We start from the raw sequence: 25,780 nt of genomic DNA on the forward strand, positions 1-25,780 counted from the left end.
CAAACAGTGCGCGACAGTGCCCCCTAAGGCCGACTATTATTTTAATTAGTCGGCTTTTATTTTTACTTTAGGATGTGTGTTATGGCGGGTATGCCAGATAGAGATAAATTAATTCGTAACTTTTCCCGTAGCAATAATTGGGAAGAAAAATACCTGTATATCATTGAGTTGGGTGCACAGTTACCCCCGTTGACCGAAGCGCAGCGCCAGCCAGAGAATCTTATTTCTGGTTGTCAAAGCCAAGTGTGGATAGCAATGACGCCCTCCGCTGAGGGAACGGTGATTTTTGCTGGTGATAGCGACGCCGCTATCGTCAAAGGTTTAGTCGCCGTGGTCTTCATCTTGTATCAAGGTTTGACTCCGCAGCAGATAATTGATTTAGACGTTCGGCCTTTTTTTGCCGATTTAGCGCTAAGTCAACATTTAACTCCCTCGCGTTCCCAAGGGCTAGAAGCCATGATCCGCGCTATTCGTGCTAAAGCGGCGGCGCTAAACACGCATTAAGCGCGGCCAACATTTTGTGCTGTATTCATTCGCGACTGAGCATTTTTGCGTCTTGAGTCACAGTATTAAAATGGTGAAATTTCAGCAGCTTAAATCAGTCGTCATGCTGGAAAAAGCCGAATAAATTACATTGTAACACCTTGATTTCTAGAGATATAAATTGCCTTTATAATAAGTGCTGTTACTATATGGTGGCCTTATTATTGGCTGCTAAAATTAACGTAGATATACCCGTCATCTTTCACACTGCTGGTGCGTTGGCTGCTCTGGCTCCCCGAATCACTTACGGATGTAAGCTCATCGGGATCCACTTGTTGGCCGCCATTCCTGCAACTTGAAATCTATTGGGTATAGCCGTGTAAATCGAATTTTAAGAAGTGATGTAGGAACTAAGCATGAAACGTGCATTAACTTTGATTGGTATGTTATTCGCAACTTGTCTGGCGGGAAGTATCACCGTTGCCAATGCGACCGAGTATCCTCTGCCGCCAGCCAATAGTCGTCTGATTGGTGAAAATACTACTTATACCGTTCCAAATGATGGCCGTCCGCTTGAGGCTATTGCTGCCGACTATAAAATCGGTTTGTTGGGGATGCTGGAAGCAAACCCAGGCGCTGACCCGTATTTGCCGTTGCCGGGCTCGGTATTAACTATCCCGACTCAGATGTTGCTGCCTGATACTCCACGTGAGGGTATCGTCATCAACCTGGCTGAACTGCGTCTTTATTATTTCCCTAAAGGCCAGAACAAGGTTGTGGTATATCCTATCGGTATCGGCCAGTTAGGCCGTAATACTCCGACGATGACGACCTCAGTGAGCCAAAAGATCCCGAATCCAACTTGGACGCCAACAGCGAATATCCGTAAGCACTACGCCGCCGACGGTGTTACCTTGCCTGCGGTCGTTCCTGCGGGGCCGGAAAACCCTATGGGGCTGTTCGCAATGCGCTTGGCGGCCGGGAAGGGGGAGTATCTGATCCACGGCACCAACGCTAACTTCGGTATTGGCATGCGTGTTAGCTCCGGCTGTATCCGTTTACGTCCGGATGACATCGAAGCGCTGTTCAAATCAGTACCTAAAGGTACTCGCGTGCAAATCATCAACGAGCCGGTTAAATATTCTGTTGAGCCAGACGGCAAACGTTATGTGGAAGTGCATCAGCCATTGTCTCGTGTAGACAGTGATGACCCACAAACGATGCCAATTGCTATCAGCAGCAGCCTACAGAAGTTTATTAACGACAGCCAGACTGATGAACAAGTGGTGCAGGAAGCGATTGTACGCCGTGCTGGCATGCCGGTTATCGTTACGGTAGGTGAGACTGCCCCTGCGCAAGCTCCGGCGGCTGTAGCGCCGCAGGATGAGCAACAGGCGCAACCGCAGAGTCAAGAACAACCGACTGAACCTGTAATCCCTAACTTGGTTCAACCAGGCCCAGTTTACTCTGCGGCGAACTAAGTCTTAAGCGGTACTCTTTTTGCCACGGCGACCACTGGTGCGTCGTGGCAAAATTTTTTTACCGGGCACTTGTCGCGTGAAATGCATTGAAGATAAGTAGGCAGTCAGGACAGCGAAAGGGTTTCAGGGAAGGTAGCAGTCAACATGGGTTTCAGCGAGGCAAAAAAATGGCGCACAATGTGCGCCATTTTTCATTCAGGAAGTAATATTACTTCTTGTAAGCGTGAGCTTGGTTGTCCAGACGTTGGTTAGCACGTGCTGCATCGTCTTTAGCTGCTTGAACGTCAGAACGGATTGCGTTCACGTCGTTGCTCAGTTGGTCAACTTTAGCGTTCAGAGTTTGAACGTCAGAAGACAGTTGATCGATTTTAGCATTGCTTGAACAACCAGCCAGCATAGTAGAAGCCAGAATTACCGCGCCCAGTACAAGTTTAGTACGATTCATTATTAACACCCTCTAGATTAAGTTAATCTCCATGTAGCGTTACAAGTATTACACAAAGTTTTTTCGAAAGAGAATAAATTTTTAGTATTAGAGGGGTTTATTTTGATCGTTCGCTCAAAGAAGCATCTTGTTTTAAAAAAAAGTTAAAAAAACGAGGCAAAACAGCCGGATTCTTTCAGATAAGTCCTACTCAGAAAAATGGCTTTGATGGGCTTAGGATAAAATGGATTTTTCAAAAAGTTTATTTTGCGGTGTTTAAAAAGGAAACGCCGCTATTGGCAGCGGCGTTTTTAATTAGCGTTTGGTGGTGCGTGACAATTATAAAACGTGCACGGAAGAGGTATTGGTGGTGCCACTTGGCACTAATGCACCAGAAACCATGACGACCACGTCGCCTTTTTGTGCCAAACCGCTCGCCAGCGCGGCTTCTTTACCGATGCGGTAGAAGTCATCTGTTGAGGCAATTTCGTTGACCAGCTGAGTAATCACACCTTTGGTCAGGATTAACTGACGCGCGGTGGTTTCATTAGTGGTCAGCGCCAAAATAGTGGCGGTTGGGAAGTATTTACGCACTGACTTGGCAGATTTACCGCCGCCAGTGGCCACAACAATCACTTTTGCTTCCAGTTTTTCAGCGGTTTCTACTGCACCACGGCAAACGGCTTCAGTAATACGCATTTTGCGGTTGTCGTTCAGTGTTTCGATGCGGCTAGGCATGATACGGTCTGTACGCTCACAGATGGTCGCCATGATGGTGACAGACTCTAATGGGTACTTACCCTTAGCACTTTCACCAGACAGCATCACGGCATCTGTACCGTCTAAAATGGCGTTAGCCACGTCACCAGCTTCTGCACGGGTAGGGCGCGGGTTTTTGATCATGGAATCGAGCATTTGTGTTGCGGTAATGACAACTTTGCGTGCGCGGTTACATTTTTCAATCATCATCTTCTGGGCGAAGATAACTTCTTCAACTGGGATCTCAACACCCAGGTCACCACGGGCAACCATGATACCGTCAGAGGCTTCCAGGATTTCGTCGAAATTATTCAGACCTTCCTGGTTTTCAATTTTAGAGATGATCTGGATGTGCTCGCCACCGTGTGCTTTCAGGTGTTCGCGGATTTCCAGTACGTCTGAACGCTTACGAATAAAGGATGCCGCTACGAAGTCTACGCCTTGCTCACAACCAAAGATAAGGTCAGCTTTATCTTTTTCAGCCAGTGCTGGCAGTTGGATAGAAACGCCTGGCAGGTTAACGCCTTTATTTTCACCCAAATCACCATTGTTCAGCACTTTACATACTACTGTGCTTTCAGTGACTTCCGTCACTTCCATACCAATCAAACCATCGTCAACCAGCACGGTGTTGCCAATTTTCAGGTCAGCAGCAAAACCTGGGTAGGTCACCGCTACAATGCTGTTGTTGCCAATAACACTTTGGTCAGTGGTGAAAGTGAACGTTTGGCCAGCAACCAGAGCGGCATCTTTACCGCCTTCCAGTTTCATGGTGCGAATTTCAGGGCCTTTGGTATCGAGCAAAATACCGGCTTTGAGGCCAGTTTCAGCCATAACAGCACGAATATTCTTGATACGTTGGCCATGTTCTTCATAGTCACCGTGCGAGAAGTTTAAGCGCATAACGTTCATGCCCGCATTCAGCAGTTTCGTCAGCATCTCTTTGGATTCGGTTTTTGGGCCGATAGTACAAACAATTTTAGTCTTTTTCATGACGGATTTTTTCTACAAGTTGTGATGGATAAAAAGCGAAAGTTCCGTTAAATACAGCAACGGAGTGGGATCTGATCAGTGTCTGGTGTAGCGAAACGTTACCAAGAAGCAAAACATTACTAAGAATAGATGACAGTTGCGGAAATTGAGCGGAAAACTTTAGCACGAGGCTAGACGCATGATCGGGCGATGATGGCGTAAATGCGAGTTGTATTTTTTTAGCGTATCTACCGATCAAGATGCTGAAACCATTCAACTGAAACGACGGTTCGTATTATAGGCGGTAAGTTGCGGGAAATGAAATAGAAAACAGAAACTCATTGCCGTTTTTTATAAAAACGGGTCATTAGTCGCGCAAACACTTAGAATAATGCCCGGTTTGTTGCGCAACAAAAAATTTTTTTAACAAATTTAACAAGTAAATAAATGAATTTTTCGCAAAATCGTGTCATGCACTTAAGGGATTCAGACCGGGAGTGATTAAAGGGCGAAAAACAGCGATAACGGAATGGTGCGTTCTAATGGACTCGAACCATCGACCCCCACCATGTCAAGGTGGTGCTCTAACCAACTGAGCTAAGAACGCATAGGGAGACAATTTGATATGACTGGCAAACGCAAGAGTGGTGCGTCCGAATGGACTCGAACCATCGACCCCCACCATGTCAAGGTGGTGCTCTAACCAACTGAGCTACGGACGCGCATGATACTCTTGGTCTTTTAGGTAACATGATAATGTTGGTGCGTCCGAATGGACTCGAACCATCGACCCCCACCATGTCAAGGTGGTGCTCTAACCAACTGAGCTACGGACGCACATCTTATCGGGTTGTTACCCTTTATTTTTACTCTTTTTTACCTGCCATCATTGTCTGACAGCGGGGACGAATATTAACGAGCCGCCCGTCTGCTGGCAAGGGGAAAAACGTAATATTCAGCGCAAACTGACGTAATTGCTGCGCTTTTACTCATTGCGCTGTTTTTTTCTTCATATTTTGTCACTGTCTTGGGTATTAATCGCCAGCATGAACGCCAGCAGTTAATACCCGTAATAATAGGCCGTTAGTGTGCTGCTTTTTGTAGAATATAAACTGCGGGCTGTTTTTGTAACCAACGAATCCGCAGCGCCATTAATATGGCCGCCGAGGTGAGGCCAATAACAAACCCAATCCAGAAACCACTTGGCCCCATCGCGGGCACAATATAATCGGTCAGCCCCAATATATAGCCACTTGGTAGCCCCAGAAGCCAATAGGCGGTAAAAGTAATAAAGAAGATTGAGCGCGTATCTTTATAACCGCGTAATACGCCGCTGCCGATTACCTGAATAGCATCTGATAATTGGTAAAGTGCGGCCAGCAGCATGAGATGCGAGGCCATCACCACCACTTCAGGGGTTTTGTTATACAGCAGGGCAATGTGTTCGCGAAATATCACAGTAAACACCGCGGTGACACAGGCCAGCATTAAACCCACCGCAATACTGGTATAAGCGGCCACTTTGGCATTTTCGACCGCCCCTTGTCCGAGACGGAAACCAACGCGAATGGTGGCGGCGACACTCAGTGACATCGGCAACATAAACATTAATGAGCTGAAGTTAAGTGCAATTTGGTGCCCAGCCACGGCGACAATACCCAGTGGCGAAACCAACAATGCGACAACGGCAAACAAGGTGACTTCGAAAAACAGCGCCAGCGCCACGGGTAACCCCAGCCCTCCGAGCCGTTTCATCACTTGCCAGTCCGGTGCAGCAAACCCTTTTTCCAGTTTGATATCTTGCTGTGAGCGGGCGCGCGTCACATACCACCGCATCATCAGGAACATTACCCAGTAAACGGTTCCGGTTGCCACCCCGCAACCGACGCCTCCTAATGCCGGCGCACCAAATTTACCGTAGATGAAAATATAGTTAATCGGAATATTGACCAGTAAGCCAATAAAACCAATGACCATGCCGGGTTTGGTTTTGGATAATCCTTCACACTGATTACGCAGTACCTGGAAAAATAAGTAGCCGGGCGCACCCCACATAATGGCATGCAAGAAACCCACCGCTTTATCGGCCAGTACCGGGTCAATATTGTGCATCTGCTTAATAACGTGGTCACTGTTATAGAGCACCAGCATAATAAGCAATGAGACACAGAGTGCCAGCCAGAAGCCTTGCCTGACCTGATGAGCAATCTGGCTGCGCCGCCCTGAGCCATTAAGTTGTGCGACGGTGGGGGTCAGCGCTAATAATAATCCGTGGCCGAATAAAATAGCCGGTAGCCAGATGGAGGTGCCCACCGCCACGGCAGCCATATCTGTCGCACTGACAGAACCGGCCATAATGGTATCCACCACGCCCATGGCTGTTTGGGACAATTGCGCGATAACAACAGGAATAGCGAGAGCCAATAAGCTACGCGCTTCGACAATATACTTCTGCACGTATGCACCTTTCTAATTAATACCCTTCATCGCTCAAATTATAGGTGTGTTGGCTGCGCTTACGGACTCGAATCATTCACTTATGTAAATTCAGCGAGAGGTGTTTGCTTGCCGCCTACCTGTACTTTGATATCTATTGGGTATATTGCGACGAATTACCGAGAGATAAATAAAATAGCGGGAAAGCGAAGTAAGATTGTACCGACTCGCCAAGCTTAATCAATGAAATACCACGGAAGTGCCTTTTTCATCTAAGTGGTTTGGTTTTCCTTATCTTCTGAGGCAAAATTGGCGTAATGATATTTTCTTTAGATAACAGATAAGAGGCATGGCGTATGTTTACCGGTATTGTTCAAGGCACCGCGCCAGTGGTTGCCATTGATGAGAAATCTAACTTCCGCACCCATGTGGTAGAAATGCCAAGTGAGATGTTAGCTGAATTAGCCTTGGGTGCTTCTGTTGCCCACAATGGCTGCTGTTTAACAGTGACAGCAGTTGACGGAAATCGCATCAGTTTTGATTTAATGAAGGAAACGCTGCGCATTACCAATTTGGGGGATATTAAAGTTGGTGACGTGGTTAATCTGGAGCGGGCGGCTAAGTTTAGTGATGAAATTGGCGGTCATCTTATGTCCGGTCACATTATTTGTACTGCTGAAATAGCCAAAATATACACATCAGAGAATAACCGCCAGATCTGGTTCCGGATGCCAAATGTTGATTTGATGAAATATGTATTACACAAAGGTTTTATCGGTATTGATGGTATCAGCCTGACCATCGGTGAAGTGGTGGGCAACCGTTTTTGCGTACATTTGATTCCAGAAACACTGGCGCGAACCACCTTGGGGAAAAAGCGTCTGGGGCATCGGGTAAATATCGAAATAGACCCACAAACGCAGGCGGTGGTGGATACCGTTGAGCGCGTCTTGGCGCAACGCGATATTGCTCAAGCAGCAGTGGCTGCTGAAAAAGCGGTGCGGGAATAGAATAATAAAAAGCAGGGGGATATTCCTCCTGCTTTTAATATATTGAGTTTTAACAGATTAACGCGGAACGCGAATTCCACCTTCGACGCCATTTGGGCTGAATAATACTTGCCACAACTGTATATCTCTGGCGCGAAATGCGCCTGCACAGGCATTCAGATAATAGCTAAACATCCGCTCAAATCGCGGCGAGTAATTCTCAGCTAAAGTCGGCCATGCGGCTTGGAAACGTTCGTACCATGCCATCAGTGTTCGGTCATAATCAGCGCCAAAATTATGCCAGTCTTCCATAATGAAATAAGGTTCGCTGGCTTGAGCAATATGTTTCACCGAGGGCAGACAACCATTAGGGAAAATATATTTATCAATCCATGGGTCAACACTCAAATCAGTGCGATTCGCCCCGATGGTATGTAACAAGAATAATCCGTCGGGCTTCAAATTGCGGTTAACCACATCGAAATAGGTGCGATAGTTTTTAGGCCCGACATGTTCGAACATGCCGACTGAGACAATACGATCAAATTGCTCATTTAGATCTCGGTAATCCTGCAATAGAATCGTAACATCCAAGCCTTCACAACGTTTTTGCGCTAATTTTTGCTGTTCAGCTGAAATTGTCACACCGGTGACAGACACCCCGAAATGGCGGGCGGCATAAGCGGCAAGGCCACCCCAGCCACAACCAATATCGAGTAACTTCATACCCGGCGCTAATTGCAGTTTCTCACAGATCATCTGCAATTTGTTTATCTGAGCTTGCTCCAGTGTGGTCGCGTCTTTCCAATAAGCGCAAGAATATTGCATATTCGGGTCAAGTATGAGGCTGAACAGATCATTACCCAGGTCGTAATGTTCTTTACCGACAATCCAGGCTCTTTTCTTGGACTGCAAATTGATAAGGCGGGCCGCGCCAATGCGTAAAGTATCTTTGAGATGGTGGGGCAGTTGATTCTCTAAGCCAGCTCTGAGAACCCGTTGGAAGAAAATATCCAGCCGGTCACATTCCCACCAGCCATCCATATAACTTTCACCTAATGCCAAAGATCCTTCTTGTAATACCCGCTTAAAGAAGTCTGGGTTATTAACTCTAATGTCGAAGGGGCGTGAGCCATTGACTTCAATATCAGCCCGGTTCAGCATTTCTTGAACAATGCGAAACCACGGGTTTTCTTGAATACTCTGGTCTTCTATACAGGATGAACTCATAGCTTCTCCATCACTTTCTTCTGACTTATGACCCGCGTAACTAAATGACACACGCGAATACATACCAATAAAGTTGGTGTCTGGTATCCATTACGGATATACCCTTTGTACTTGACGTCGCAGTGGTGTTTGCGGCTCTCATTCAGAGTGCCAATCTAAGCGCTGAGCAACATGGGTTTAACCCATCTGTCATTCGCTTACTGCCTGGCTGCAACCTCAATAACGTTGAGTAAAAGAGGAAGATTAAGAAGATACCCTAATTACGCTTGGGTTTAGGGTGACTCATCCATAAGTGTAAATGTGACGCAATCCACGCATCCAGAAAGTGCTTAAGATAATGCTTTTTTTTAATGGTATTCTAATCGGTTAAATCGAGTATAGGCTTGCCGGGATGCTTTCTCAATAATAAATCGTACCCGGCATTGATGCGCCTTAGTGACTATTTCTATTGGGAATTATGACTCCGCGCAATTATAGTCATTATTGTTAGTATGGCTTTTTTCTTTCCTTAACGCGTAGCAATGAATGCCATAACCCAATGCCGCCAAAATGACCGTCGAGAGCATGACGGTCACGGTTGCGAGTAAGGGTTGGCTGATATAGGCCGACACCATCATGCTCGCAATAAAACACAAGCCCAGTTGCAGCGTATTTTGCAGTGCTGCGGCTTTGCCTGTATTCGCTGGAAAGGGCATTAATGCATTTGCCACGATAATAGGGTAGCAGGCACCATTCACAAGCGCCATTAAGCAGAAAGGAATAAGTAGGGTAACCAGTGTTGGTGTGGTCAAGGTGGCTATCAGATAAAGCGCAATCATGCTGATAGCATAACCGCTCAGTAGCCACGGCAGCAGTGTATTACCCTTAATCCGGCTCAGCGCACTGCGGCAACCAAATCCACCCAACAGGAAAGCTAATGTCTGCGGGACATAACTCAAACCAATAATATTCGGGCTATAGCCCATATCACCTAAAATAAACGGTGATCCTGTTAGCCAGGCGAAAAATCCTGCGCTGCAGGCCGCGAACATCATCACGTTGCCGCTAAACGCCGGGAATTTCAGCAATTGCCAGAAGCTCATGGCACTTTTGCTTTGGGTCGCAGGGTTTGGCGTGGTTTTTTTCCGTTCTTTCAGCAATGCGGTTGGGATCAGTAATAGCAATGTCGTTATCAATAAAACCACAAAAATTGACCGCCAACTGAAGTGGTTTAATAACCATGCGCCGAGCAATGGGGCCAGCGCAGGGGATAGTGCCACCAACGGCATAATGGTCGCAAATACCCGGTTGGCCTTGCCGTCGCGATAACGGTCTACGACTAATGCTTGCCAACTCACGGCGGCAGAACAGACTCCGATTGCCTGAATAAAGCGCAGGATCAGTAACTGTGTTGCCGTTTCAACCCATAAAATTCCCAGACAACCCAGAGCAAATAAACCCAACCCTGCTAACAACACGGGTTTACGGCCTAATTTGTCCGAGACTGGCCCCCAGATAAGCTGGGCGATAGCAAAACCGGCGAGAAAAATGCTGAGACTGGCACTGATAGAGCCGGCGGAGGTTTGTAACTCTTGTTGCATGGCACCAAAGGCGGGTAAATACATATCGGTCGCCAGGTATCCCAACATGCTTAAACCGGCAAGGTAGAACATGAAACTTGCAGACGTTTTCATTCTTTATTTCTCTTTATCATTTTTTTGCAGGTGATTGACTACTTTTAGCCATTTTATCATTAGGAATTTAGTGCGGGGGGCATTCTAGCCGCAGAGATATTCGGTTGTGAAACGGTAATATTTGCGACATGCTATCAAAAAATTTGATAGTCACTATTGCGTTTCGCTGAGGCAAAAAAACATGTGGTCAGAATATTCATTGGATGTGGTGGATGCGGTCGCTCGCACCGGGAGTTTCAGTGCCGCCGCTCAAGAATTGCACCGGGTGCCGTCCGCGGTCAGTTATACTGTACGACAATTAGAGGAGTGGCTGGCGGTCTCTTTATTTACGCGGCGTCATCGCGACGTAGAATTGACGGAGGCAGGCAGAGTTTTTATCAAAGAAGCCCGCGATGTTATCAAAAAAATGAATGACACACGCCGTCAGTGCCAGCAAGTCGCGAATGGTTGGCGCGGGCAATTAAATATTGTGATTGATAAAATCGTCAAACCACAGCGCAGTCGCCGTTTAGTGCAGGATTTTTATCGTCATTTCCCGGATATCGAATTGCGGGTGCGTTATGAAGTGTTTAACGGCGTCTGGGATGCACTGGTGGATGGGCAAGCTGATATGGCTATTGGGGCAACACGTGCTATCCCGGTGGGTGGGCGGTTTGTGTTTCGTGACATGGGTTTTTTGAGCTGGCATTGTGTGGTCAGTGTCAATCATCCTTTAGCCCAATTAACCGGGCCTATTAATGATGACCAGCTGCGGCCTTATCCCTCTTTGTGCCTGGAGGATACCGCGCGAAATTTACCTAAACGGGATACCTGGACATTGGATAATCAGCAGCGGTTAGTCGCACCGGATTGGGCGACGGGAATAGACTGCTTGTGTGAAGGGTTATGTATCGGAATGGTTCCGGCCCATATGGTGTCACCATTGATTCAACAAGGAAAATTGGCGGCATTAACACTGACAGAGCCCCTGCCGGACAGCCCGTGTTGTTTGACCTGGGAGCAGCATAATCATTCCCCAGCCTTAGCATGGATGCTGGATTATCTGGGTGACAGTGTCACGCTAAATGATGAGTGGCTAAAAGATGATAATGATGGCACGCCGGGAGCGGCAGGATGAGCTGCCGGTAACCTGTGGGGCTACCGGCAGGGGAAGCTTAACGGCGATAATCGCGATAGGGGCCATCAGCAACAGAGCGGCGCTCTATCAGTTTCGGATGGACTTCAATGGTTTGCGGGTCTTCGCGTTTACTGACAATACGGTCGAGTAACATGGCAAAAGCCATTTCACCCAATCTCTCTTTGGGTTGATGAATGGTGGTCAGCGCCGGTGAGAAATAGCGGGCATTGCGCACATTATCATACCCGATCACTGAAATATCTTGTGGCACTCGCAGGCCCAGTTCATCCGCAGCACATATTGCGCCCATTGCCATAATATCGCCACCACAGAACACGGCCGTCGGACGATGTTTTTGTGTCAGAATTTGGTGCATAGCCTTATAACCAGACTCCGGCTCAAAATCGCCTTGCACCACCCACTCATCACGTAATGGAATATTGGCTTCTTCCAGGGCTTTCAAAAAGCCCTGATGGCGGCCCCCCCCGGTATTACGCGATAATTGACCAGGAATAGCGCCAATATCGCGGTGACCGCGCTCGATAAGATAACGACCGGCTAAATAGCCGCCTTCGAAAGCATTATCAATAATCGAGTCGGTAAAATCGCCACGAGCAGTGCCCCAGTCCATCACCACCATAGGGATATTGCGATAATCTTCCAACATTCCCAGTAATTGTTCCGGATATTCAGAACACATCACCAATAATCCATCGACACGTTTTTGTGCCAGCATGGCCAAATAGGCTTTTTGTTTATCCAGATTATTATGTGAGTTACATAAAATGAGGGTGTAACCTTGGCTATAACAGCTATTTTCAACTGCCTCGATCACTTCAGCAAAATAGGGTGCTTCACTGGATGTCGCCAATAAGCCAATGGATTTGGTGTGATTGACTTTCAAGCTACGGGCCACCGCGCTGGGTGAATAATGCAGCTCTTTAATGGCCGCCCACACAGCGGCCTTGGTATTTTCGGCGACGAAACGAGTTTTATTGATAACGTGCGAAACGGTGGTGGTGGACACACCCGCGTGTTTGGCCACATCTTTAATCGTTGCCATAGAAAAAATGACTCCTAAGCTCACCTGTTACAGCAGGTAAGTATTATGTTAATCGTTTGCCTGCATGACTCGAATACCGCTCAGACAGCAACACGATAGTGGGCTGGCGAGCGAAGTCAGATGGTGGTCTGAGCCTATTTATTGGATGTTATTAGTCAGTATGCAGTTATGAACTGCGAATTTTGTCTGATCTGGAGGAAAAGTGGAAGCGCTAATCAATGTTATAAAGTGCGTAATGAGCACAAGATTTTTTTCCCTAACTGTGGGAAAATGATTTGACGCACTCATTGTGTGCCTTTTCCCTACTAAAATTAACCGGCTGAGGAGTTTTTATGGATACCAATCTGAAGATGTCGCTAATTACCACTGTTGGTGCGCTGGCAATGATTATTGTCTTTAGCTTCGTGGCGGTAATGAATTAATTCACCTGCATGCCGGTGATAAGTAGGGCGGTTTACCCGCCCTTAATTATTGCGCCGCGATTAAGCTAAATTCTGCTCAACAAAAGACCAGTTAACCAAAGCCCAGAAGTTCTCCAGGTATTTTGGTCGCGCATTACGATAATCAATATAATAAGCGTGTTCCCATACATCCACCGTCAACAGCGGCTTATCTTGGGTCGTCAGCGGTGTTGCTGCATTTGATGTACTGACAATGGCTAGGGAGCCATCCGCTTTTTTGACCAGCCACGTCCAGCCCGCACCAAAGTTTTTCACTGCGGCATCAGTAAATTGTGCTTTAAATTCAGCGAAAGAACCGAAAGATTGCTGAATGGCAGCGGCAATTTTGCCTGTCGGTTCGCCGCCCCCATTGGGTGACAAACAGTGCCAGTAAAAGGTGTGATTCCAGACTTGGGCCGCATTATTAAAGATGCCACCACTGGAGGTTTTGACTATCTCTTCCAGGGTTTTACCCGCAAATTCGGTATCTTTAATCAGATTATTGAGGTTGACCACATAGGTGTTGTGGTGCTTGCCGTAATGGTATTCCAGCGTTTCAGCAGAAATGTGCGGTTCCAGTGCATTTTGTGCATAAGGTAATGCCGGTAATTCAAAAGACATCGCGCTCTCCTTTCGGGGTTGCTCAGGGTGTTTGCTCCTCAAATTCAATCATTAGCCAGCGCTAAGAAAGGTGAGGGGCGGTTAAAATCGTAATTGTTGTATTTTTGTTGTGGGTATTAATTTTAACAACTTTCGGCAGGAATAACAGGTATAACCACACAGATTAATGGGGAATGGCACCCGATAAGCCTATCGGGTGTGGTGATGCGATTAGCGGATGGTTTTCGGTGTTACGACACGGCGAGCGCCGACATAATGATCTTGCCAATAGTCATTATCCATCATGCTAATGCGAATTTCTTCACCGGTTCGTGGGGACTGAATAAACTTTCCGTTGCCTAAATAAACCCCAACATGGTCAGCAACACCACGGTTGGCAATATTGAAGAACACTAAATCACCACTTTCTAATTCAGCGCGTTTCACCGGTGCTGCATCACGTAAATGATACATTTCATTAGCGGTACGTGGCATTTTTATCCTGATGACATCTTTATAGGCATAATAAATCAGCCCGCTGCAATCAAAACCGGTATTAGGGGAGCTACCGCCCCAGCGATAAGGTTTACCGACTTGCTTCATCAGTTTACTCATTGCAGTCTGTTTGGCGTGTTGGTAGCGTTTTTTATGAGCAGGGCTGAGCTTTATTTTATTATTTAGCGCTAATTCAGTATTGGCTTTACCTTGAGCTTTATTTCGCTGGCGACCATAAGCGACTTTTTCTTTTTTGCTAACGGAGGCTTTTTTATTGGCGGTAGTTTTAATATGAGATGCTTTATTCGCCATTGCTTTATTGCTATTTAATTTCTTATTGGTGGGTTTACTGACCGCTTGTGCTTTCTTCTTTATGGTTTTACTGGCAGTGGCGGCGGTTGTTTTATTTGTGATGTTTTTACTGGTGGCTTTATTGTTATCAACTTTAGTTTTTTTGATATTTTTATCAGCTTTGCGTTTTTTACGCTCATCAGCGCTGGCTTGACTGATTTGACCTTTCTTTTGCTCAGCCGAGACGTGAGCCTGCGGTGACGCGTGCGCGAGGTTTAGAAATAACTGGGTAAACAGCAGCACAAACAGCGTAAGTATTAAACGCATAATAACGCTACCCACCTTGGCCCTGAAATGAATATGAAGAGTCACAGTATTGCTGAAACTTCGGATATAAAAAAGCAGAGAGCGACAGGATTCTAATCGATATTGTGAGAAAACGTTAATGGCGTCGCAATTGTCGCTTTTTTACACGGCTAACGGCCTTAAATCAACCATACGTCAACGGGTTAGCCACTCGATATTTTTGCCATCCCACAATGAAGATAATAATGAAGTGTGGGGATCAAAAATGTTATTCTAAATGCACATATTTGTAGCTGACAGTATAACCATTTGCTGACAGAGTAAAGCCCCTGCAAAAGATGGCGTTTTATTCCAGTCGTGGCAGTCGCTACAATAGGCCGGACGCAATAATAAAATAGCCCTAATGAATAGGTTCTCAGTATTGTAGCCACAAAATGGCTTGAGGAAGCAAGAAATGACGACGATTGATAAAATTCAGCGCCAGATAGCAGAAAACCCCATCCTGCTTTATATGAAGGGTTCACCTAAGCTGCCAAACTGCGGTTTCTCTGCTCAGGCTGTACAGGCGTTATCCGCTTGTGGCGAACGCTTTGCTTATGTTGATATTCTGCAAAACCCAGATATCCGTGCTGAGTTGCCAAAATACGCTAACTGGCCAACATTCCCTCAGTTGTGGGTTGATGGCGAATTGGTTGGCGGTTGCGACATTCTGATGGAAATGTATCAGCGTGGTGAGTTGCAACAGTTGCTGAAAGAAACAGCGGATAAATACCGGACTGAAGAAGAAAAACCGGCAGCAGAGTAATGTGCGGGTAGGTCAGTGCAACCAACAAAAAGGTGGCTAGCAGGCCACCTTTTTTTATCGTGAAATGTCTATTTTTTCTGGTGCTAGATTATTCTGACTCACCCGCAGGTACTGGCCAACCGCCCAGTTTTTTCCAACGATTGACTAACTCACAGAATAATTTTGCTGTTTGCATTGTGTCGTATAAAGCGGAATGCGCTTGGCTACTATCAAACGGAATACCGGCCGTCAGGCAGGCTTTTGCCAACACTGTTTGCCCCAGAACTAGCCCACTGAGGGCCGCAGTGTCAAAAGTGGCGAACGGGTGGAATGGATTGCGTTTCAAGTTGGCGCGCTCGGCCGCCGCCATCACAAAACTGTGATCAAAATGGGCATTATGCGCGACGATAATTGCGCGGTTACAGCCTTTATCTTTCAGTCCTTTGCGAACAGCTTTAAAAATAGCATGTAAAGCATCATGTTCACTGACGGCACCACGTAACGGGTTAGTGGGGTCGATCCCATTAAACGCCAGTGCTTCAGGTTGCAGATTGGCCCCTTCGAACGGTTCTACATGAAAATGCAGTGTTTCATCTGGCAGTAACCAACCCTCTTGGTTCATTTGCAAGGTGACGGCGGCAATTTCTAATAATGCATCGGTTTTAGCATTAAAGCCGGCGGTTTCTACATCAATTACTACTGGGTAATACCCACGAAAACGGCCACTCAGGGCGTTAATGTCACTTTTATCTGCCATCAGTTTCTTATCTTCAGCGAATTCAGCACGTATTATGTCAAATTTTGGCGCGGGATGCAGGGGGATATCGCGATGAGAAAAAGGCACCTTTGTGGTGCCTTGGGGTTAATCAGTTTCCAAGGCCGTGTCCGGCGCTTTTATTTTCGATTAACTCGATTTTGTAGCCGTCGGGATCTTCAACAAAAGCAATAATAGTATTACCGCCTTTGACCGGGCCTGCCTCGCGGGTCACTTTGCCCCCGGCATGACGAATTTGGTCACAAGTGGCGGCAACATCATCAACACCTAGCGCCAGATGACCAAATGCAGTGCCCATTTCGTAGCTATCAACGCCCCAGTTATAGGTCAGCTCAATCACTGAACCTTCACTTTCATCACTGTAACCGACGAATGCCAGCGAGTATTTGTACTCGGTATTTTCGCTGGTACGCAGTAAACGCATCCCTAATACCTTGGTGTAGAAATCGATGGAACGTTGCAGGTCACCGACGCGGATCATGGTATGGAGTAAGCGCTTCATAATACCTCTTTATAATTAATAGTTTAATTTTTAAAAATCATTATAAATCAAAACTAAGTCATCATCATATCGCAATATGGCTTCCCTCACTACCTCGTCATCTTCTATTGCCCAAAAACAAAACAGTCAGTCAGAATTATCTTCTAACTGACTGTTATTTAATGATTTAACCTACTGATAAATCACAATGTCGGGTAGTCGGTGTAGCCCTTAGCCCCACCGCCATAGAAAGTATCGCCGTCGGGGTCATTCAGTGGCGCATTTTGTTGTAAACGTTCAAGCAGGTCCGGGTTGGAAATATAGCTGCGGCCAAAGGCAACGGCATCAATAAATCCTTTTTCAATCAGGTTTTCAGCCTTTTCTGCAGTATAGGCACCCGCACCGACAATCACCCCGTTGAAACGGGCGCGCACGGCATCGCGGAATGCATCTGAGTAAGGTTTACCCCCAGCCCAGTCTGGCTCTGAAATATGCAGATAAGCAATATGACGTTTATTTAACTCTTCGACCAGATATAACGCGGCTTCTTCTTGGTCTTCGCCATTATCCAGGCCATTGAATGGCCCTAAAGGTGAAATTCGAATGCCAATATGCTCAGCGCCCCATTCGGCAGCCGTGGCATCAACCACTTCCAGCGTTAGACGAGTACGGTTTTCAATGCTGCCACCGTATTGGTCGCTACGTTGGTTCGATGCTGGCGACATAAATTGGTGCAATAAATAGCCATGGGCTGCATGCAGTTCAATATAATCAAATCCCGCTTCACGGGCATTGGCTGTTGCCTGGCGGAAATCATTAATGATGCCTGGGATTTCATGCGTTTCCAGTGCGCGTGGGGTAGAGCAGGGAACACGAACCCAAGCACCCGTTTCATCGCGCACGGTAGTGCGGGTGTCTGCGGCAATGGCGGAAGGCGCTACCGGGGCTTGTTGACCCGGCTGTAAACTGTTGTGTGAAATTCGGCCAACATGCCATAACTGCACCGCAATATGGCCGCCTTCATCGTGAACCGCTTGAGTGATTTTTTTCCACGCGGCTAACTGCTCTTGAGTGTGTAACCCCGGAGCCCCGGCATAGCCTTTCGCTTGAAAAGAAATCTGGGTGGCTTCGGTGATAATCAACCCCGCGCTGGCTCGTTGACGATAATATTCAGCCATCAATGGGGTTGGAATATCACCTGGTTCAATACTACGCAGGCGTGTCAGTGGCGCCATAAATACACGGTTCGGCAAAGTGAGCGCGCCAACTTTCACGGGGGAGAACAGTTTAGCAGTCTTCATGGTGCGTCCTATATTAATAGACCAGTCGACTAGAGACTGGGTAAATCCTGAAAATACAAAAGAGTAGCTTCAGGATCATTGGATTATTGAGCGGGTTGTAAAATCAGTTCGATACTTTCTAGCGCACAGGTCAGCGGCGCAACAGACCGTTTCACCTTCGCGCGCAACGATGCACCTAGCCACAAGGCATAGAGCGTCTCTGCGGTGGCAGCAGGGGAAAGCGTGATACGTAATGAGCCTTCTTCAACTCCGGCTTCAATCGCATCTTGCAAACGGCCAATGACGCGAGCAGTGCCGATATCTAGCGCATGGCGCATAGGTTCGGATAAATCACTCACTTCGGCTGATAGTTTAACCGCCAGACAAGCATTGTGGCATTCACTACCACAATAGTTGGCAATAGATTGAGCAAAATAATGCAGCAGGTGTTGGCGTTTATCCCCTTGTGTTCCCGATAACAGGTTTGCCATCCCTGCGTCATAGCGATCAAAATAGCGCTGTAACATCGCCTCACCGAATACTTCCTTTGAACGGAAATAGTGATAAAACGAACCCTTCGGGATACCCGCCGTGGTGAGTAACAAGCTGAGACCCATCCCATTAAAGCCAAGGCGCAGGCTAAGGCTCTCACCGGTGGCTAGCAGGTGTTCACGGGTGTCTACGTGAGTGTGCGGTATTTTGTTCATGTCCAGTAGCGTAATAGACCAATCGGTCTAGGTCAAGAAAAAAATGCCAGCGGAGGGGGCGCTGGCATTAACGTTGTGATCTATTGGTTATTTATGGGCATTTTTTATTCGCTAACCTTAACTTCGACATTTTTGCAGCAAATCCATTCCAGATTGATATTCAGTAGTTTGAATATTCATCATCCCCAAGAGGGTGTGGAAGAGATTATCCTGTGAAATATCATCATGTTGTGCGCTGTCGGATACACATTGACGATTGATGCCATAGTTTTTTGTATATTCAGGAGATAGCCACATTAAAAAAGGAATGTGTGTCTGCTGGCTGGGGGCAAATATGTAGGGTGTTCCATGTAAATACAGGCCATTTTCGCCTAATGACTCGCCGTGATCGGAGAGATAGACCAGGGCGGTGTTAAATCGATTATTGTGCCGTTGCAGTAATTTCACGGTGCTATCCAACATCGCATCAGTGTAAAGAATGGAATTATCATAAGTATTGACCAGTTCCTGAGAGGTGCAATCCTGAATTTGATTGCTATCACAGGTGGGGGAAAACTGGCGTATATCGGGTGTCGAGCGGCGGTAATAAGCCGGGCCATGGCTCCCCATTTGGTGCAGTACAATGACAGTGTCGTCTTGTAATCCATTGATATAATTGTCTAACTTGTCGAGCAGGGCATGGTCTAAGCAGACGCCATTTTCACACTCAGCCGTTAATTGCAGCTGAGTCACATCTTGGTGAGGAATACGATCACAAGCCCCTTTGCAGCCACCGTCATTTTCGCGCCACAATACATTTAATCCGGCATGGGCAAGAATATCCATCAGGCCCTCTTGATGGCTGGCGAGTGTGGCATCATAATTTTTACGCGGCATATTTGAGAACATACAGGGCACCGAAACCGCAGTTTCTGTCCCGCAAGAAGCGGCGTTTTTGAAATAAATAACATTCTGTTTTTGCAAGCGGGGATTAGTTTCCCGCCCATAGCCACCCAAAGAGAAGTTCTCTGCTCGGGCCGTTTCCCCGACCACTAAAATTACCAGTGTTTTCTGTTGTTGCCCGCTAATTAACGGGCCTTTATGGGCATCTTGCCCGATAGTCACGAGTGCCATATTACCGGTGAAGTATTTCTGTTTAGCAAACTGAAAACTACCGCTGACAAAATTGGACGGCGTTAACATCTTAACAATGCTTTTATTATTACGGATAAGCGAGGCGTAATCTTTATAAAATAGTGTTGCGATGAGCATGATAATGACAGTTGATACCAGTATGTTGGTGATACGCAACCCCAACATATACCACCAAGGGCGCGTTGCCTTGATATGGACAAAGCAGATAATAATGGCGGGCAAAATGCCCAATATCAGCAGCCACAGTGCCATGCGCGGGGTGAAAAGGGCGGTGGCTTCGCGGGAATTGGTTTCAAATGCGTTCTGCATCATATTGGCATCGATGACGGCACCATAACTGAACATAAAATAGTTAGCTGCCGCGCCGCCTAACAGAAACATAATAATGAGCGGTTTGCGCAACACCGGCACAGCCAATAGACTGAAAATGATATTGAGGGCGCAGAAAATGACGACCGGAATGGTCGCGGCAAATAAGTAACTGTCACTGCTGTCAAAGTGAATGAGCGACCAAGCTTTAGCAATAAACAGGGCGTTTTGGAAAAGAGTAAAAAATAGCGCCGTGGTTAAAATAAAAATCAATCCGTTACACTGTAACTTGCATCGAGCATTCATTGTGAAAATCAAATCCTACAGTTCACTCATTGATGCAATGCTATTGAATGAAACTTAAGATAACCTTAGCGGTTAGGGTGCAGTGTTGGTCGCGATGAGAAATAGGCACTTGTCAGCAGCGACGAAGCAGTCTTCAATTAAAGCGTCAGCAGTAGGAGGCTATTTGGCTCAGCAACTTGAGTTTTTTGACATCCCCAGCCCGTGCCGTGGTATCTGTCAAACAGATGACCGCGGTTTTTGTCGTGGGTGTATGCGTAGCCGGGATGAGCGCTTTAATTGGATGAAAATGAGTGACCCGCAAAAGCGCGATGTCCTGCGGTTATGCCGTCAACGCCTATTGCGCTTGCAGCGCGCCAACAAACAGGTGGATGACCCACTGCCGGAACAACCCTCATTATTCTGATTCGCCATTATTTTGTCTTACCGTTTAGCCATTATGGCGATTAAGTGGCTCAGCCCCAATTCATTGGTCAGGGAGGATTTAACCTTGCTGTCGGTTGTGTATGCTGATGGGCAGATAAACACATGAGGTAGCGAATAATGGATACACGTAGCCAACTGGCTCCACTTGGGCCGGAGTTTTCTCGCATGATTTGCGGTTATTGGCGGCTGATGGAGTGGGACATGACAGCGCAACAGTTGTTGGCTTTTATCGAGCAACATATTGAGTTGGGTATTACCACCGCTGATCATGCAGATATTTACGGCGGTTATCAATGCGAACAGGCATTTGGCCAAGCATTGCGCCTTAAACCCTCGCTGCGTCAGCAACTGGAGTTAGTCAGTAAATGTGGTATTGCCACCACGGCAAAGCCAGAACATGCTTTGGGGCACTATATTACTGACCGCTCTCATATTATTGAAAGTGCTGAACAATCTTTAACCCATCTGCATACCGACTATCTTGATTTATTGCTGATCCATCGGCCAGATCCCTTGATGGATGCTGATGAAGTTGCCGAGGCATTCACGCAATTACACCAAAGTGGCAAAGTAAAATATTTCGGTGTGTCAAACTTTAGCCCTGCACAATTTAGTTTGTTGCAGTCGCGCCTGCCATTCTCCTTGGTCACCAATCAGGTAGAAATCTCGCCTTTGCACCAACCCGCCATTGTGGATGGAACGCTGGATGCTTGCCAACAGTTACGCATTAAGCCCATGGCGTGGTCTTGTTTGGGCGGTGGCCGCCTGTTTAGTGACCCTGAATTCCAGGCATTACGTCACGAGTTACAGGCCGTTGCTGATGAGATTGGTGCGCAAAGTATCGAACAAGTGGTGTATGCCTGGGTGCTGCGTTTACCTTCGGCCCCGTTACCGATTATTGGCTCAGGCAAGATAGCGCGGGTGAAAACCGCATGGGCGTCACTTTCCCTCACCATGACTCGGCAGCAATGGTTCCGGATTCGTCGTGCTGCTTTGGGCTATGACGTGCCGTAAGCCAGTGTTCTGCGCCAGCGAGCCTCAGGCTGGTGCAACATGCTGTTCCTCGTCAGGCATCGCCATTTGGAGCTGGGTTAGCGAGCAATACAGCCGCCAAATGAGCCCGGCTAGTTCTCGGCCAGAGGCATCCGGATATTGCCCTAAAATAGCGCTCATCCGCTGCAATTCCTGCAATGTGGCGTGTAGTGAACTCGGCTGGACACCTTTCTCGGTCATACATCCTTTTAAGCAATGAATGCAGACATCTCGCACTGCGGCCAGTGGTGCCGAGGGGGTTTGCCAATCGCGTAACTGCCAGACTACATGGCTGCAATTGAGCAGCACCATACCCCAGCGCAGCAGCCACAGGCGCGCAGTTTGATCTTGGCTGAGATTGAGTTGATTGATGCGGTGATATATCAGTGATTCAAATTGATTCTGACTTTGCTGCGGGTGGCCGCTGAGCTGGTCGATAAAATCACGTCGTAGCAGGCGAATAATTCGCCGACTTTTGCGTTTGTCAGAACTGGGGCGCAGCAGCTGAAATGCCACGCCAGCCAACATAACCCCCACCAATTTGCCAATATTATCATTGAGAAACGCTTGATAATCATAGCTGGGTGGGTTGGTGACACTCAGGAATGACCCCATAAAAACAATCAATTGCCCCCACAGGGCCGCATGAGCTGGATGCTGGAGTTTCATCATCTGCATGGTGATTAAAATCGGCAATAATAGGACGGCAAATTGCCAAAAATCATCTATTTGCACCATCACGCCAAATTTTAGAATAAAGCAGCTTATCGAGAGTAAAACAATGGCTTTCAATAGGGTGGCAATGCTATCAGTGGGGGATGGGGTGGCCGAGTAGAGCACACAACTGACCGCCGCCAATGCCAGTGCCGCACTGCCCGAACTCCATTGTGTATGAATCCAAAATGCGCAGCCAACCACAATACAAACGAAGGTTCTCAGGCCATTATAGGCCGCTTCGTAAGTGTCGGTGTGGCGGGCGAGTGCGGTGACGGGCGGCGGGAGCAACACGCCATTGTCAGATTCTTTATCCAGCTGTGCTAACCAGCGATTGACTTGCAAATATAACCAACAGAAATGCCGTAGGCGCAACCAGAAGGCTTTATGCCGATAATCAAACTCATCATGGGGAGCAATGTGTTGCAGGATTTTGGCAACTTGATATTTATCACAATCGGCTTGCTGTAAGGCGGTGAGTAATTGTGCCAAGACGCTGGGCAGGTTTTCTGGTTGGGATGGCCAGTTGAGCAACATACGGCGTAAACTGGTAATCACGCTGGTGATGCGTAACTGGCGATGCAGAATAAAATTCAATACATTGTTTTGCCGACGTAAGCGGTAATGGCTCCAAAATGCCTGAATGCGGAGCAAATTCATGGTGAGGATTTGGCCAATCAGCCCCTCGTGCGAGGTGCGAATCTGCGGGTTTTGTTCGGTTTGCCATAACAATTGCGCATGTTCTAGTAAGCGAGCTTGCATCCGGCGCAATGAGGTCAGTAGCGCTTCGCCATCTGAGGTGCTGGGCAGCAGCATCATCATCAGGCCGCCACAGAGAATGCCGGTAATCACTTCACAGACTCGAGCCTGGGCAATATCAAATATTTGCTGGGGGTCAGTGGTGTTGACCGTCGAGAAAGCAATGATAGCGGTGGTATAGCCCGCCAACGCAAAAGCATAAGAAACATTATTCTGGTAGTGATTTGAGACAAAAGTACATGCGCCAATCCAAGTGGCAATGGCGAAGGTGAACAGCCATGGGTCATTCAGACAATGCCCAGCAATCATCAGTGATGCCGCAGCGCCAATCAGACTGCCAATCACCCGGCCAATACTTTTGCTTATCACACCGCCGACGGTGGGGAAACTGACCACCGCGGCGGACGTCATTGCCCAGTAGGGTTCGTCTAAATTGAGGGCAAACGCAATCCACAGTGATAAACACATCGCCAGTGAATTGCGCAGTGCATAACGCCATTGGCTCGCATTAGCCTTACCCCAAGGGGTGTGTTGCCACGAGGGGAACGTCAGGCGCATGATTTATTGCACCAAGGAGATGGTGCAGGTGGTGCCGGCAATCAAGGTGACATCGGCGGGGACATCGAGCAATTTAATTCTCACCGGCACCCGCTGTGCTAGGCGCACCCACGGCACATTAGGTTTTACATCCAACAACAAATTACCGCTGGTATCGACACTTTGGTCATAAATTGCCCGACCAATACTTTCGACCACCCCACGTAAAGGAATGTTGCCATTATACAAAACAATCTTGGCTTCATTACCCTCGCTAATGTGTCTTAGCTTGGTTTCTTCGAAATACCCCATCACATAGAATGAGTCAGTATCTATTAGCGCGACTAATGGAGTTCCTGCGGTTGCATAGTCACCCACGCGAGTCTGTAAATTAGTGATATAGCCATTGGCAGGGGCATAAATACGCGTTTTACTGAGATTCCATTTTGCTTGTTCAAGGTGTGCCAGAGCCCCTTGATATGCCGCTTTCATACTGTCTGCGGTTAAGTTGGCGATATCGAGGTCCTCACCAGAAATGATATTTTTGGGTAAGTTTCGCCGACGTGCGGCCTCATGATTAGCTTTGGCCAGATCAGCCTGCGCCCGCACCACGGCAGCTTGGGCATTATCCAGCGCTAATTGATAGGGTTGTGGGTCAATCACAAATAATAGGCTGCCAGAGCTTACCAACTGGTTATCATGAACTACTATTTTAACCAACCGCCCAGAGACTTCAGGCGTGATACTGACTAATTCCGCCCGGACTTTACCATCACGAGTCCAAGGCGATTGCATATAATAATTCCACATCCACCAACCCGCACAGAGTGCTAGGGCGAACACGATGACTGACGAGAAGTATTTAAGAGACTGATGATTCATATCAATTTACCAACTGGCTAATATCCACAAAGAAACGCTGACCGCAATGACAAAAATGGACAGATCCATTAATATTGGATGCCAGATATCACCAGAGTAGATCCAATTCCGCAGCACATGATGGATCAGTAGCCATAACACCAAACCTAGCATAACCGCCTTAAACATCGGCGGGAAATAGATAGAGGCACCTAAAATCAAGTCTGGCAAGGGTGCATTTATGGATAATATAGATACATACATAAGGTTAATCCTTAAGAGGTAATTTTAGTAAATACATAATTTTTACTAAAGGATTCCCCATATTTATTGCTATTGTCCTAGCATCGACGGTATATATACATTTGTGTTTTTAATGTTAATTACCCAAAATAGACGGGACTCTGGTAGTTATGCTAGCACGCTAAATAAAAGGAGGGGCAATTGGAATCGACATTAGGATCTGATTTAGCACGATTAGTTCGCGTTTGGCGCGCGCTTATCGACCATCGGTTGAAACCGCTGGAGTTGACCCAAACGCATTGGGTTACCTTGCATAACATTAATCGTTTACCACCTGAGCAATCACAGATTCAACTGGCAAAAGCGATTGGTATCGAACAACCATCATTGGTTAGAACCTTAGATCAACTGGAGGAGAAAGGGCTAATCACACGCCATACTTGTGTTAATGACCGGCGTGCAAAGAGGATAAAACTGACGGAACAGTCTTCACCGATAATAGAGCAGGTTGATGGCGTTATATGTTCCACCCGTAAAGAAATTCTGGGGGGAATTTCGTCAGATGAAATTGAATTGTTATCTGGTTTGATTGATAAGCTCGAGAGAAATATTATCCAATTACAAAGTAAGTAAAATAAATCTTACATATCTATTCACGGCAGAAATAAATTTTTAG

The 25,780-nt window shown here is 47.0% G+C and carries 25 protein-coding genes and 3 tRNA genes; 9 read left to right on the top strand and 19 right to left on the bottom strand.

Annotated features, from left to right (window positions below; all coding sequences use genetic code 11):
* The first annotated feature begins 81 nt into the window (after positions 1–81).
* Together sufE and D5F51_RS07965 are read left to right on the top strand one after the other, a co-directional pair.
* Positions 82–504: a cysteine desulfuration protein SufE gene (sufE, locus tag D5F51_RS07960; protein WP_025378386.1), complete on the top strand. Its 423-nt coding sequence runs from the start codon at positions 82–84 to the stop codon at positions 502–504.
* Between the two features lie 395 nt (positions 505–899).
* Positions 900–1,964, top strand: coding sequence for a L,D-transpeptidase family protein (locus D5F51_RS07965; RefSeq protein WP_129196086.1), 1,065 nt, complete (start codon positions 900–902; stop codon positions 1,962–1,964).
* Between the two features lie 208 nt (positions 1,965–2,172).
* On the opposite strand, the gene D5F51_RS07970 is transcribed toward D5F51_RS07965, so the two are convergent.
* The 6 genes from D5F51_RS07970 to D5F51_RS07995 all read right to left on the bottom strand — a co-directional run bounded on the left by D5F51_RS07970 (position 2,173) and on the right by D5F51_RS07995 (position 6,576).
* The gene (locus tag D5F51_RS07970) at positions 2,173–2,409 is read right to left on the bottom strand and encodes a major outer membrane lipoprotein (RefSeq protein WP_005165631.1); all 237 of its coding nucleotides are present in this window, start codon (positions 2,407–2,409) and stop codon (positions 2,173–2,175) included.
* Between the two features lie 318 nt (positions 2,410–2,727).
* On the bottom strand, positions 2,728–4,140 hold the full coding sequence (gene pykF / locus D5F51_RS07975) for a pyruvate kinase PykF (RefSeq protein WP_025378384.1): 1,413 nt from the start codon (positions 4,138–4,140) through the stop codon (positions 2,728–2,730).
* A gap of 509 nt (positions 4,141–4,649) precedes the next feature.
* Positions 4,650–4,726: transfer RNA gene (locus tag D5F51_RS07980), tRNA-Val, on the bottom strand.
* A gap of 38 nt (positions 4,727–4,764) precedes the next feature.
* Positions 4,765–4,841 (bottom strand) — tRNA-Val (locus tag D5F51_RS07985).
* A 38-nt stretch (positions 4,842–4,879) separates the two neighbouring features.
* Positions 4,880–4,956, bottom strand: a tRNA-Val gene (locus tag D5F51_RS07990).
* Positions 4,957–5,202: 246 nt separating this feature from the next.
* Positions 5,203–6,576, bottom strand: coding sequence for an MATE family efflux transporter (locus D5F51_RS07995; protein ID WP_129196087.1), 1,374 nt, complete (start codon positions 6,574–6,576; stop codon positions 5,203–5,205).
* A 335-nt stretch (positions 6,577–6,911) separates the two neighbouring features.
* Between D5F51_RS07995 and D5F51_RS08000 the strand changes: the two genes are divergently transcribed.
* Positions 6,912–7,565: a riboflavin synthase subunit alpha gene (locus tag D5F51_RS08000; protein ID WP_129196088.1), complete on the top strand. Its 654-nt coding sequence runs from the start codon at positions 6,912–6,914 to the stop codon at positions 7,563–7,565.
* 57 nt (positions 7,566–7,622) lie between these two features.
* Here the strand turns inward: D5F51_RS08000 and cfa are convergent, their stop codons facing one another.
* A complete protein-coding gene (gene cfa, locus D5F51_RS08005; protein WP_129196089.1) occupies positions 7,623–8,774 on the bottom strand; it encodes a cyclopropane fatty acyl phospholipid synthase in 1,152 nt (383 codons plus the stop codon).
* A gap of 455 nt (positions 8,775–9,229) precedes the next feature.
* Positions 9,230–10,447, bottom strand: a complete 1,218-nt coding sequence (gene punC, locus D5F51_RS08010) for a purine nucleoside transporter PunC (protein WP_129196090.1) — start codon at positions 10,445–10,447, stop codon at positions 9,230–9,232.
* 181 nt (positions 10,448–10,628) lie between these two features.
* Here punC and punR point away from each other — a divergent pair, with 181 nt between their 5' ends.
* A complete protein-coding gene (punR, locus tag D5F51_RS08015; protein WP_129196091.1) occupies positions 10,629–11,564 on the top strand; it encodes a DNA-binding transcriptional activator PunR in 936 nt (311 codons plus the stop codon).
* 37 nt (positions 11,565–11,601) lie between these two features.
* Here punR and purR read toward each other — a convergent pair whose 3' ends face one another.
* Positions 11,602–12,627, bottom strand: coding sequence for an HTH-type transcriptional repressor PurR (gene purR / locus D5F51_RS08020; protein ID WP_087769606.1), 1,026 nt, complete (start codon positions 12,625–12,627; stop codon positions 11,602–11,604).
* Between the two features lie 332 nt (positions 12,628–12,959).
* On the opposite strand from purR, the gene cydH reads away from it, so the two are divergent.
* On the top strand, positions 12,960–13,049 hold the full coding sequence (gene cydH / locus D5F51_RS08025; RefSeq protein ID WP_019079325.1) for a cytochrome bd-I oxidase subunit CydH: 90 nt from the start codon (positions 12,960–12,962) through the stop codon (positions 13,047–13,049).
* Between the two features lie 60 nt (positions 13,050–13,109).
* Here cydH and sodB read toward each other — a convergent pair whose 3' ends face one another.
* Both sodB and D5F51_RS08035 read right to left on the bottom strand, forming a co-directional pair.
* Positions 13,110–13,688, bottom strand: coding sequence for a superoxide dismutase [Fe] (gene sodB, locus D5F51_RS08030; RefSeq protein ID WP_129196092.1), 579 nt, complete (start codon positions 13,686–13,688; stop codon positions 13,110–13,112).
* Positions 13,689–13,898: 210 nt separating this feature from the next.
* Positions 13,899–14,780 (bottom strand): C40 family peptidase, encoded by an 882-nt coding sequence (locus D5F51_RS08035; protein WP_129196093.1) that lies wholly within the window; start codon positions 14,778–14,780, stop codon positions 13,899–13,901.
* A gap of 433 nt (positions 14,781–15,213) precedes the next feature.
* Between D5F51_RS08035 and D5F51_RS08040 the strand changes: the two genes are divergently transcribed.
* Positions 15,214–15,564, top strand: coding sequence for a Grx4 family monothiol glutaredoxin (locus tag D5F51_RS08040; RefSeq protein WP_004390185.1), 351 nt, complete (start codon positions 15,214–15,216; stop codon positions 15,562–15,564).
* Positions 15,565–15,652: 88 nt separating this feature from the next.
* Here D5F51_RS08040 and rnt read toward each other — a convergent pair whose 3' ends face one another.
* The 5 genes from rnt to eptA all read right to left on the bottom strand — a co-directional run bounded on the left by rnt (position 15,653) and on the right by eptA (position 20,535).
* On the bottom strand, positions 15,653–16,300 hold the full coding sequence (gene rnt, locus D5F51_RS08045) for a ribonuclease T (RefSeq protein ID WP_087769610.1): 648 nt from the start codon (positions 16,298–16,300) through the stop codon (positions 15,653–15,655).
* A gap of 109 nt (positions 16,301–16,409) precedes the next feature.
* Positions 16,410–16,820, bottom strand: coding sequence for a lactoylglutathione lyase (gloA, locus tag D5F51_RS08050; protein ID WP_004390187.1), 411 nt, complete (start codon positions 16,818–16,820; stop codon positions 16,410–16,412).
* Positions 16,821–17,002: 182 nt separating this feature from the next.
* A complete protein-coding gene (gene nemA, locus D5F51_RS08055; RefSeq protein WP_129196094.1) occupies positions 17,003–18,100 on the bottom strand; it encodes an alkene reductase in 1,098 nt (365 codons plus the stop codon).
* An 83-nt stretch (positions 18,101–18,183) separates the two neighbouring features.
* Complete coding sequence (locus tag D5F51_RS08060) at positions 18,184–18,786, bottom strand: TetR/AcrR family transcriptional regulator (RefSeq protein ID WP_129196095.1); 603 nt, start codon at positions 18,784–18,786, stop codon at positions 18,184–18,186.
* Between the two features lie 117 nt (positions 18,787–18,903).
* The gene (gene eptA, locus D5F51_RS08065) at positions 18,904–20,535 is read right to left on the bottom strand and encodes a phosphoethanolamine transferase EptA (protein ID WP_129196096.1); all 1,632 of its coding nucleotides are present in this window, start codon (positions 20,533–20,535) and stop codon (positions 18,904–18,906) included.
* Positions 20,536–20,698: 163 nt separating this feature from the next.
* On the opposite strand from eptA, the gene D5F51_RS08070 reads away from it, so the two are divergent.
* Both D5F51_RS08070 and D5F51_RS08075 read left to right on the top strand, forming a co-directional pair.
* Complete coding sequence (locus tag D5F51_RS08070) at positions 20,699–20,938, top strand: DUF1289 domain-containing protein (protein ID WP_129196097.1); 240 nt, start codon at positions 20,699–20,701, stop codon at positions 20,936–20,938.
* 137 nt (positions 20,939–21,075) lie between these two features.
* Positions 21,076–21,972 (top strand): aldo/keto reductase, encoded by an 897-nt coding sequence (locus D5F51_RS08075; RefSeq protein ID WP_129196098.1) that lies wholly within the window; start codon positions 21,076–21,078, stop codon positions 21,970–21,972.
* 24 nt (positions 21,973–21,996) lie between these two features.
* Here the strand turns inward: D5F51_RS08075 and D5F51_RS08080 are convergent, their stop codons facing one another.
* The 3 genes from D5F51_RS08080 to D5F51_RS08090 are packed head-to-tail and all read right to left on the bottom strand — an operon-like array spanning position 21,997 to position 25,125.
* Positions 21,997–24,021 (bottom strand): FUSC family protein, encoded by a 2,025-nt coding sequence (locus D5F51_RS08080; RefSeq protein WP_129196099.1) that lies wholly within the window; start codon positions 24,019–24,021, stop codon positions 21,997–21,999.
* Positions 24,022–24,024: 3 nt separating this feature from the next.
* Complete coding sequence (locus tag D5F51_RS08085; RefSeq protein ID WP_129196100.1) at positions 24,025–24,882, bottom strand: efflux RND transporter periplasmic adaptor subunit; 858 nt, start codon at positions 24,880–24,882, stop codon at positions 24,025–24,027.
* Between the two features lie 6 nt (positions 24,883–24,888).
* A complete protein-coding gene (locus D5F51_RS08090; protein ID WP_025378369.1) occupies positions 24,889–25,125 on the bottom strand; it encodes a DUF1656 domain-containing protein in 237 nt (78 codons plus the stop codon).
* Between the two features lie 180 nt (positions 25,126–25,305).
* On the opposite strand from D5F51_RS08090, the gene rovA reads away from it, so the two are divergent.
* Positions 25,306–25,737 carry a virulence master transcriptional regulator RovA gene (gene rovA, locus D5F51_RS08095; RefSeq protein ID WP_025378368.1) on the top strand — a complete coding sequence of 144 codons (432 nt, stop codon included), beginning with the start codon at positions 25,306–25,308 and terminating at the stop codon, positions 25,735–25,737.
* The last annotated feature ends 43 nt before the right edge of the window (positions 25,738–25,780 follow it).

It is taken from the genome of Yersinia hibernica (genome assembly GCF_004124235.1).
Lineage (GTDB): Bacteria > Pseudomonadota > Gammaproteobacteria > Enterobacterales > Enterobacteriaceae > Yersinia > Yersinia hibernica.

What these genes read in the sequence shown, in the direction of transcription:
- gloA (WP_004390187.1), bottom strand. Translation starts at nt 16,820, where the DNA reads ATGAAGCGCTTACTCCATACCATGATCCGCGTCGGTGACCTGCAACGT.
- nemA (WP_129196094.1), bottom strand. Translation starts at nt 18,100, where the DNA reads ATGAAGACTGCTAAACTGTTCTCCCCCGTGAAAGTTGGCGCGCTCACT.
- punR (WP_129196091.1), top strand. Translation starts at nt 10,629, where the DNA reads ATGTGGTCAGAATATTCATTGGATGTGGTGGATGCGGTCGCTCGCACC.
- purR (WP_087769606.1), bottom strand. Translation starts at nt 12,627, where the DNA reads ATGGCAACGATTAAAGATGTGGCCAAACACGCGGGTGTGTCCACCACC.
- sodB (WP_129196092.1), bottom strand. Translation starts at nt 13,688, where the DNA reads ATGTCTTTTGAATTACCGGCATTACCTTATGCACAAAATGCACTGGAA.
- D5F51_RS07965 (WP_129196086.1), top strand. Translation starts at nt 900, where the DNA reads ATGAAACGTGCATTAACTTTGATTGGTATGTTATTCGCAACTTGTCTG.
- D5F51_RS08035 (WP_129196093.1), bottom strand. Translation starts at nt 14,780, where the DNA reads ATGCGTTTAATACTTACGCTGTTTGTGCTGCTGTTTACCCAGTTATTT.
- D5F51_RS08090 (WP_025378369.1), bottom strand. Translation starts at nt 25,125, where the DNA reads ATGTATGTATCTATATTATCCATAAATGCACCCTTGCCAGACTTGATT.
- D5F51_RS08085 (WP_129196100.1), bottom strand. Translation starts at nt 24,882, where the DNA reads ATGAATCATCAGTCTCTTAAATACTTCTCGTCAGTCATCGTGTTCGCC.
- D5F51_RS07970 (WP_005165631.1), bottom strand. Translation starts at nt 2,409, where the DNA reads ATGAATCGTACTAAACTTGTACTGGGCGCGGTAATTCTGGCTTCTACT.
- pykF (WP_025378384.1), bottom strand. Translation starts at nt 4,140, where the DNA reads ATGAAAAAGACTAAAATTGTTTGTACTATCGGCCCAAAAACCGAATCC.
- D5F51_RS08040 (WP_004390185.1), top strand. Translation starts at nt 15,214, where the DNA reads ATGACGACGATTGATAAAATTCAGCGCCAGATAGCAGAAAACCCCATC.
- D5F51_RS08080 (WP_129196099.1), bottom strand. Translation starts at nt 24,021, where the DNA reads ATGCGCCTGACGTTCCCCTCGTGGCAACACACCCCTTGGGGTAAGGCT.
- cydH (WP_019079325.1), top strand. Translation starts at nt 12,960, where the DNA reads ATGGATACCAATCTGAAGATGTCGCTAATTACCACTGTTGGTGCGCTG.
- rnt (WP_087769610.1), bottom strand. Translation starts at nt 16,300, where the DNA reads ATGGCAGATAAAAGTGACATTAACGCCCTGAGTGGCCGTTTTCGTGGG.
- D5F51_RS08060 (WP_129196095.1), bottom strand. Translation starts at nt 18,786, where the DNA reads ATGAACAAAATACCGCACACTCACGTAGACACCCGTGAACACCTGCTA.
- eptA (WP_129196096.1), bottom strand. Translation starts at nt 20,535, where the DNA reads ATGAATGCTCGATGCAAGTTACAGTGTAACGGATTGATTTTTATTTTA.
- D5F51_RS08000 (WP_129196088.1), top strand. Translation starts at nt 6,912, where the DNA reads ATGTTTACCGGTATTGTTCAAGGCACCGCGCCAGTGGTTGCCATTGAT.
- punC (WP_129196090.1), bottom strand. Translation starts at nt 10,447, where the DNA reads ATGAAAACGTCTGCAAGTTTCATGTTCTACCTTGCCGGTTTAAGCATG.
- cfa (WP_129196089.1), bottom strand. Translation starts at nt 8,774, where the DNA reads ATGAGTTCATCCTGTATAGAAGACCAGAGTATTCAAGAAAACCCGTGG.
- D5F51_RS08075 (WP_129196098.1), top strand. Translation starts at nt 21,076, where the DNA reads ATGGATACACGTAGCCAACTGGCTCCACTTGGGCCGGAGTTTTCTCGC.
- sufE (WP_025378386.1), top strand. Translation starts at nt 82, where the DNA reads ATGGCGGGTATGCCAGATAGAGATAAATTAATTCGTAACTTTTCCCGT.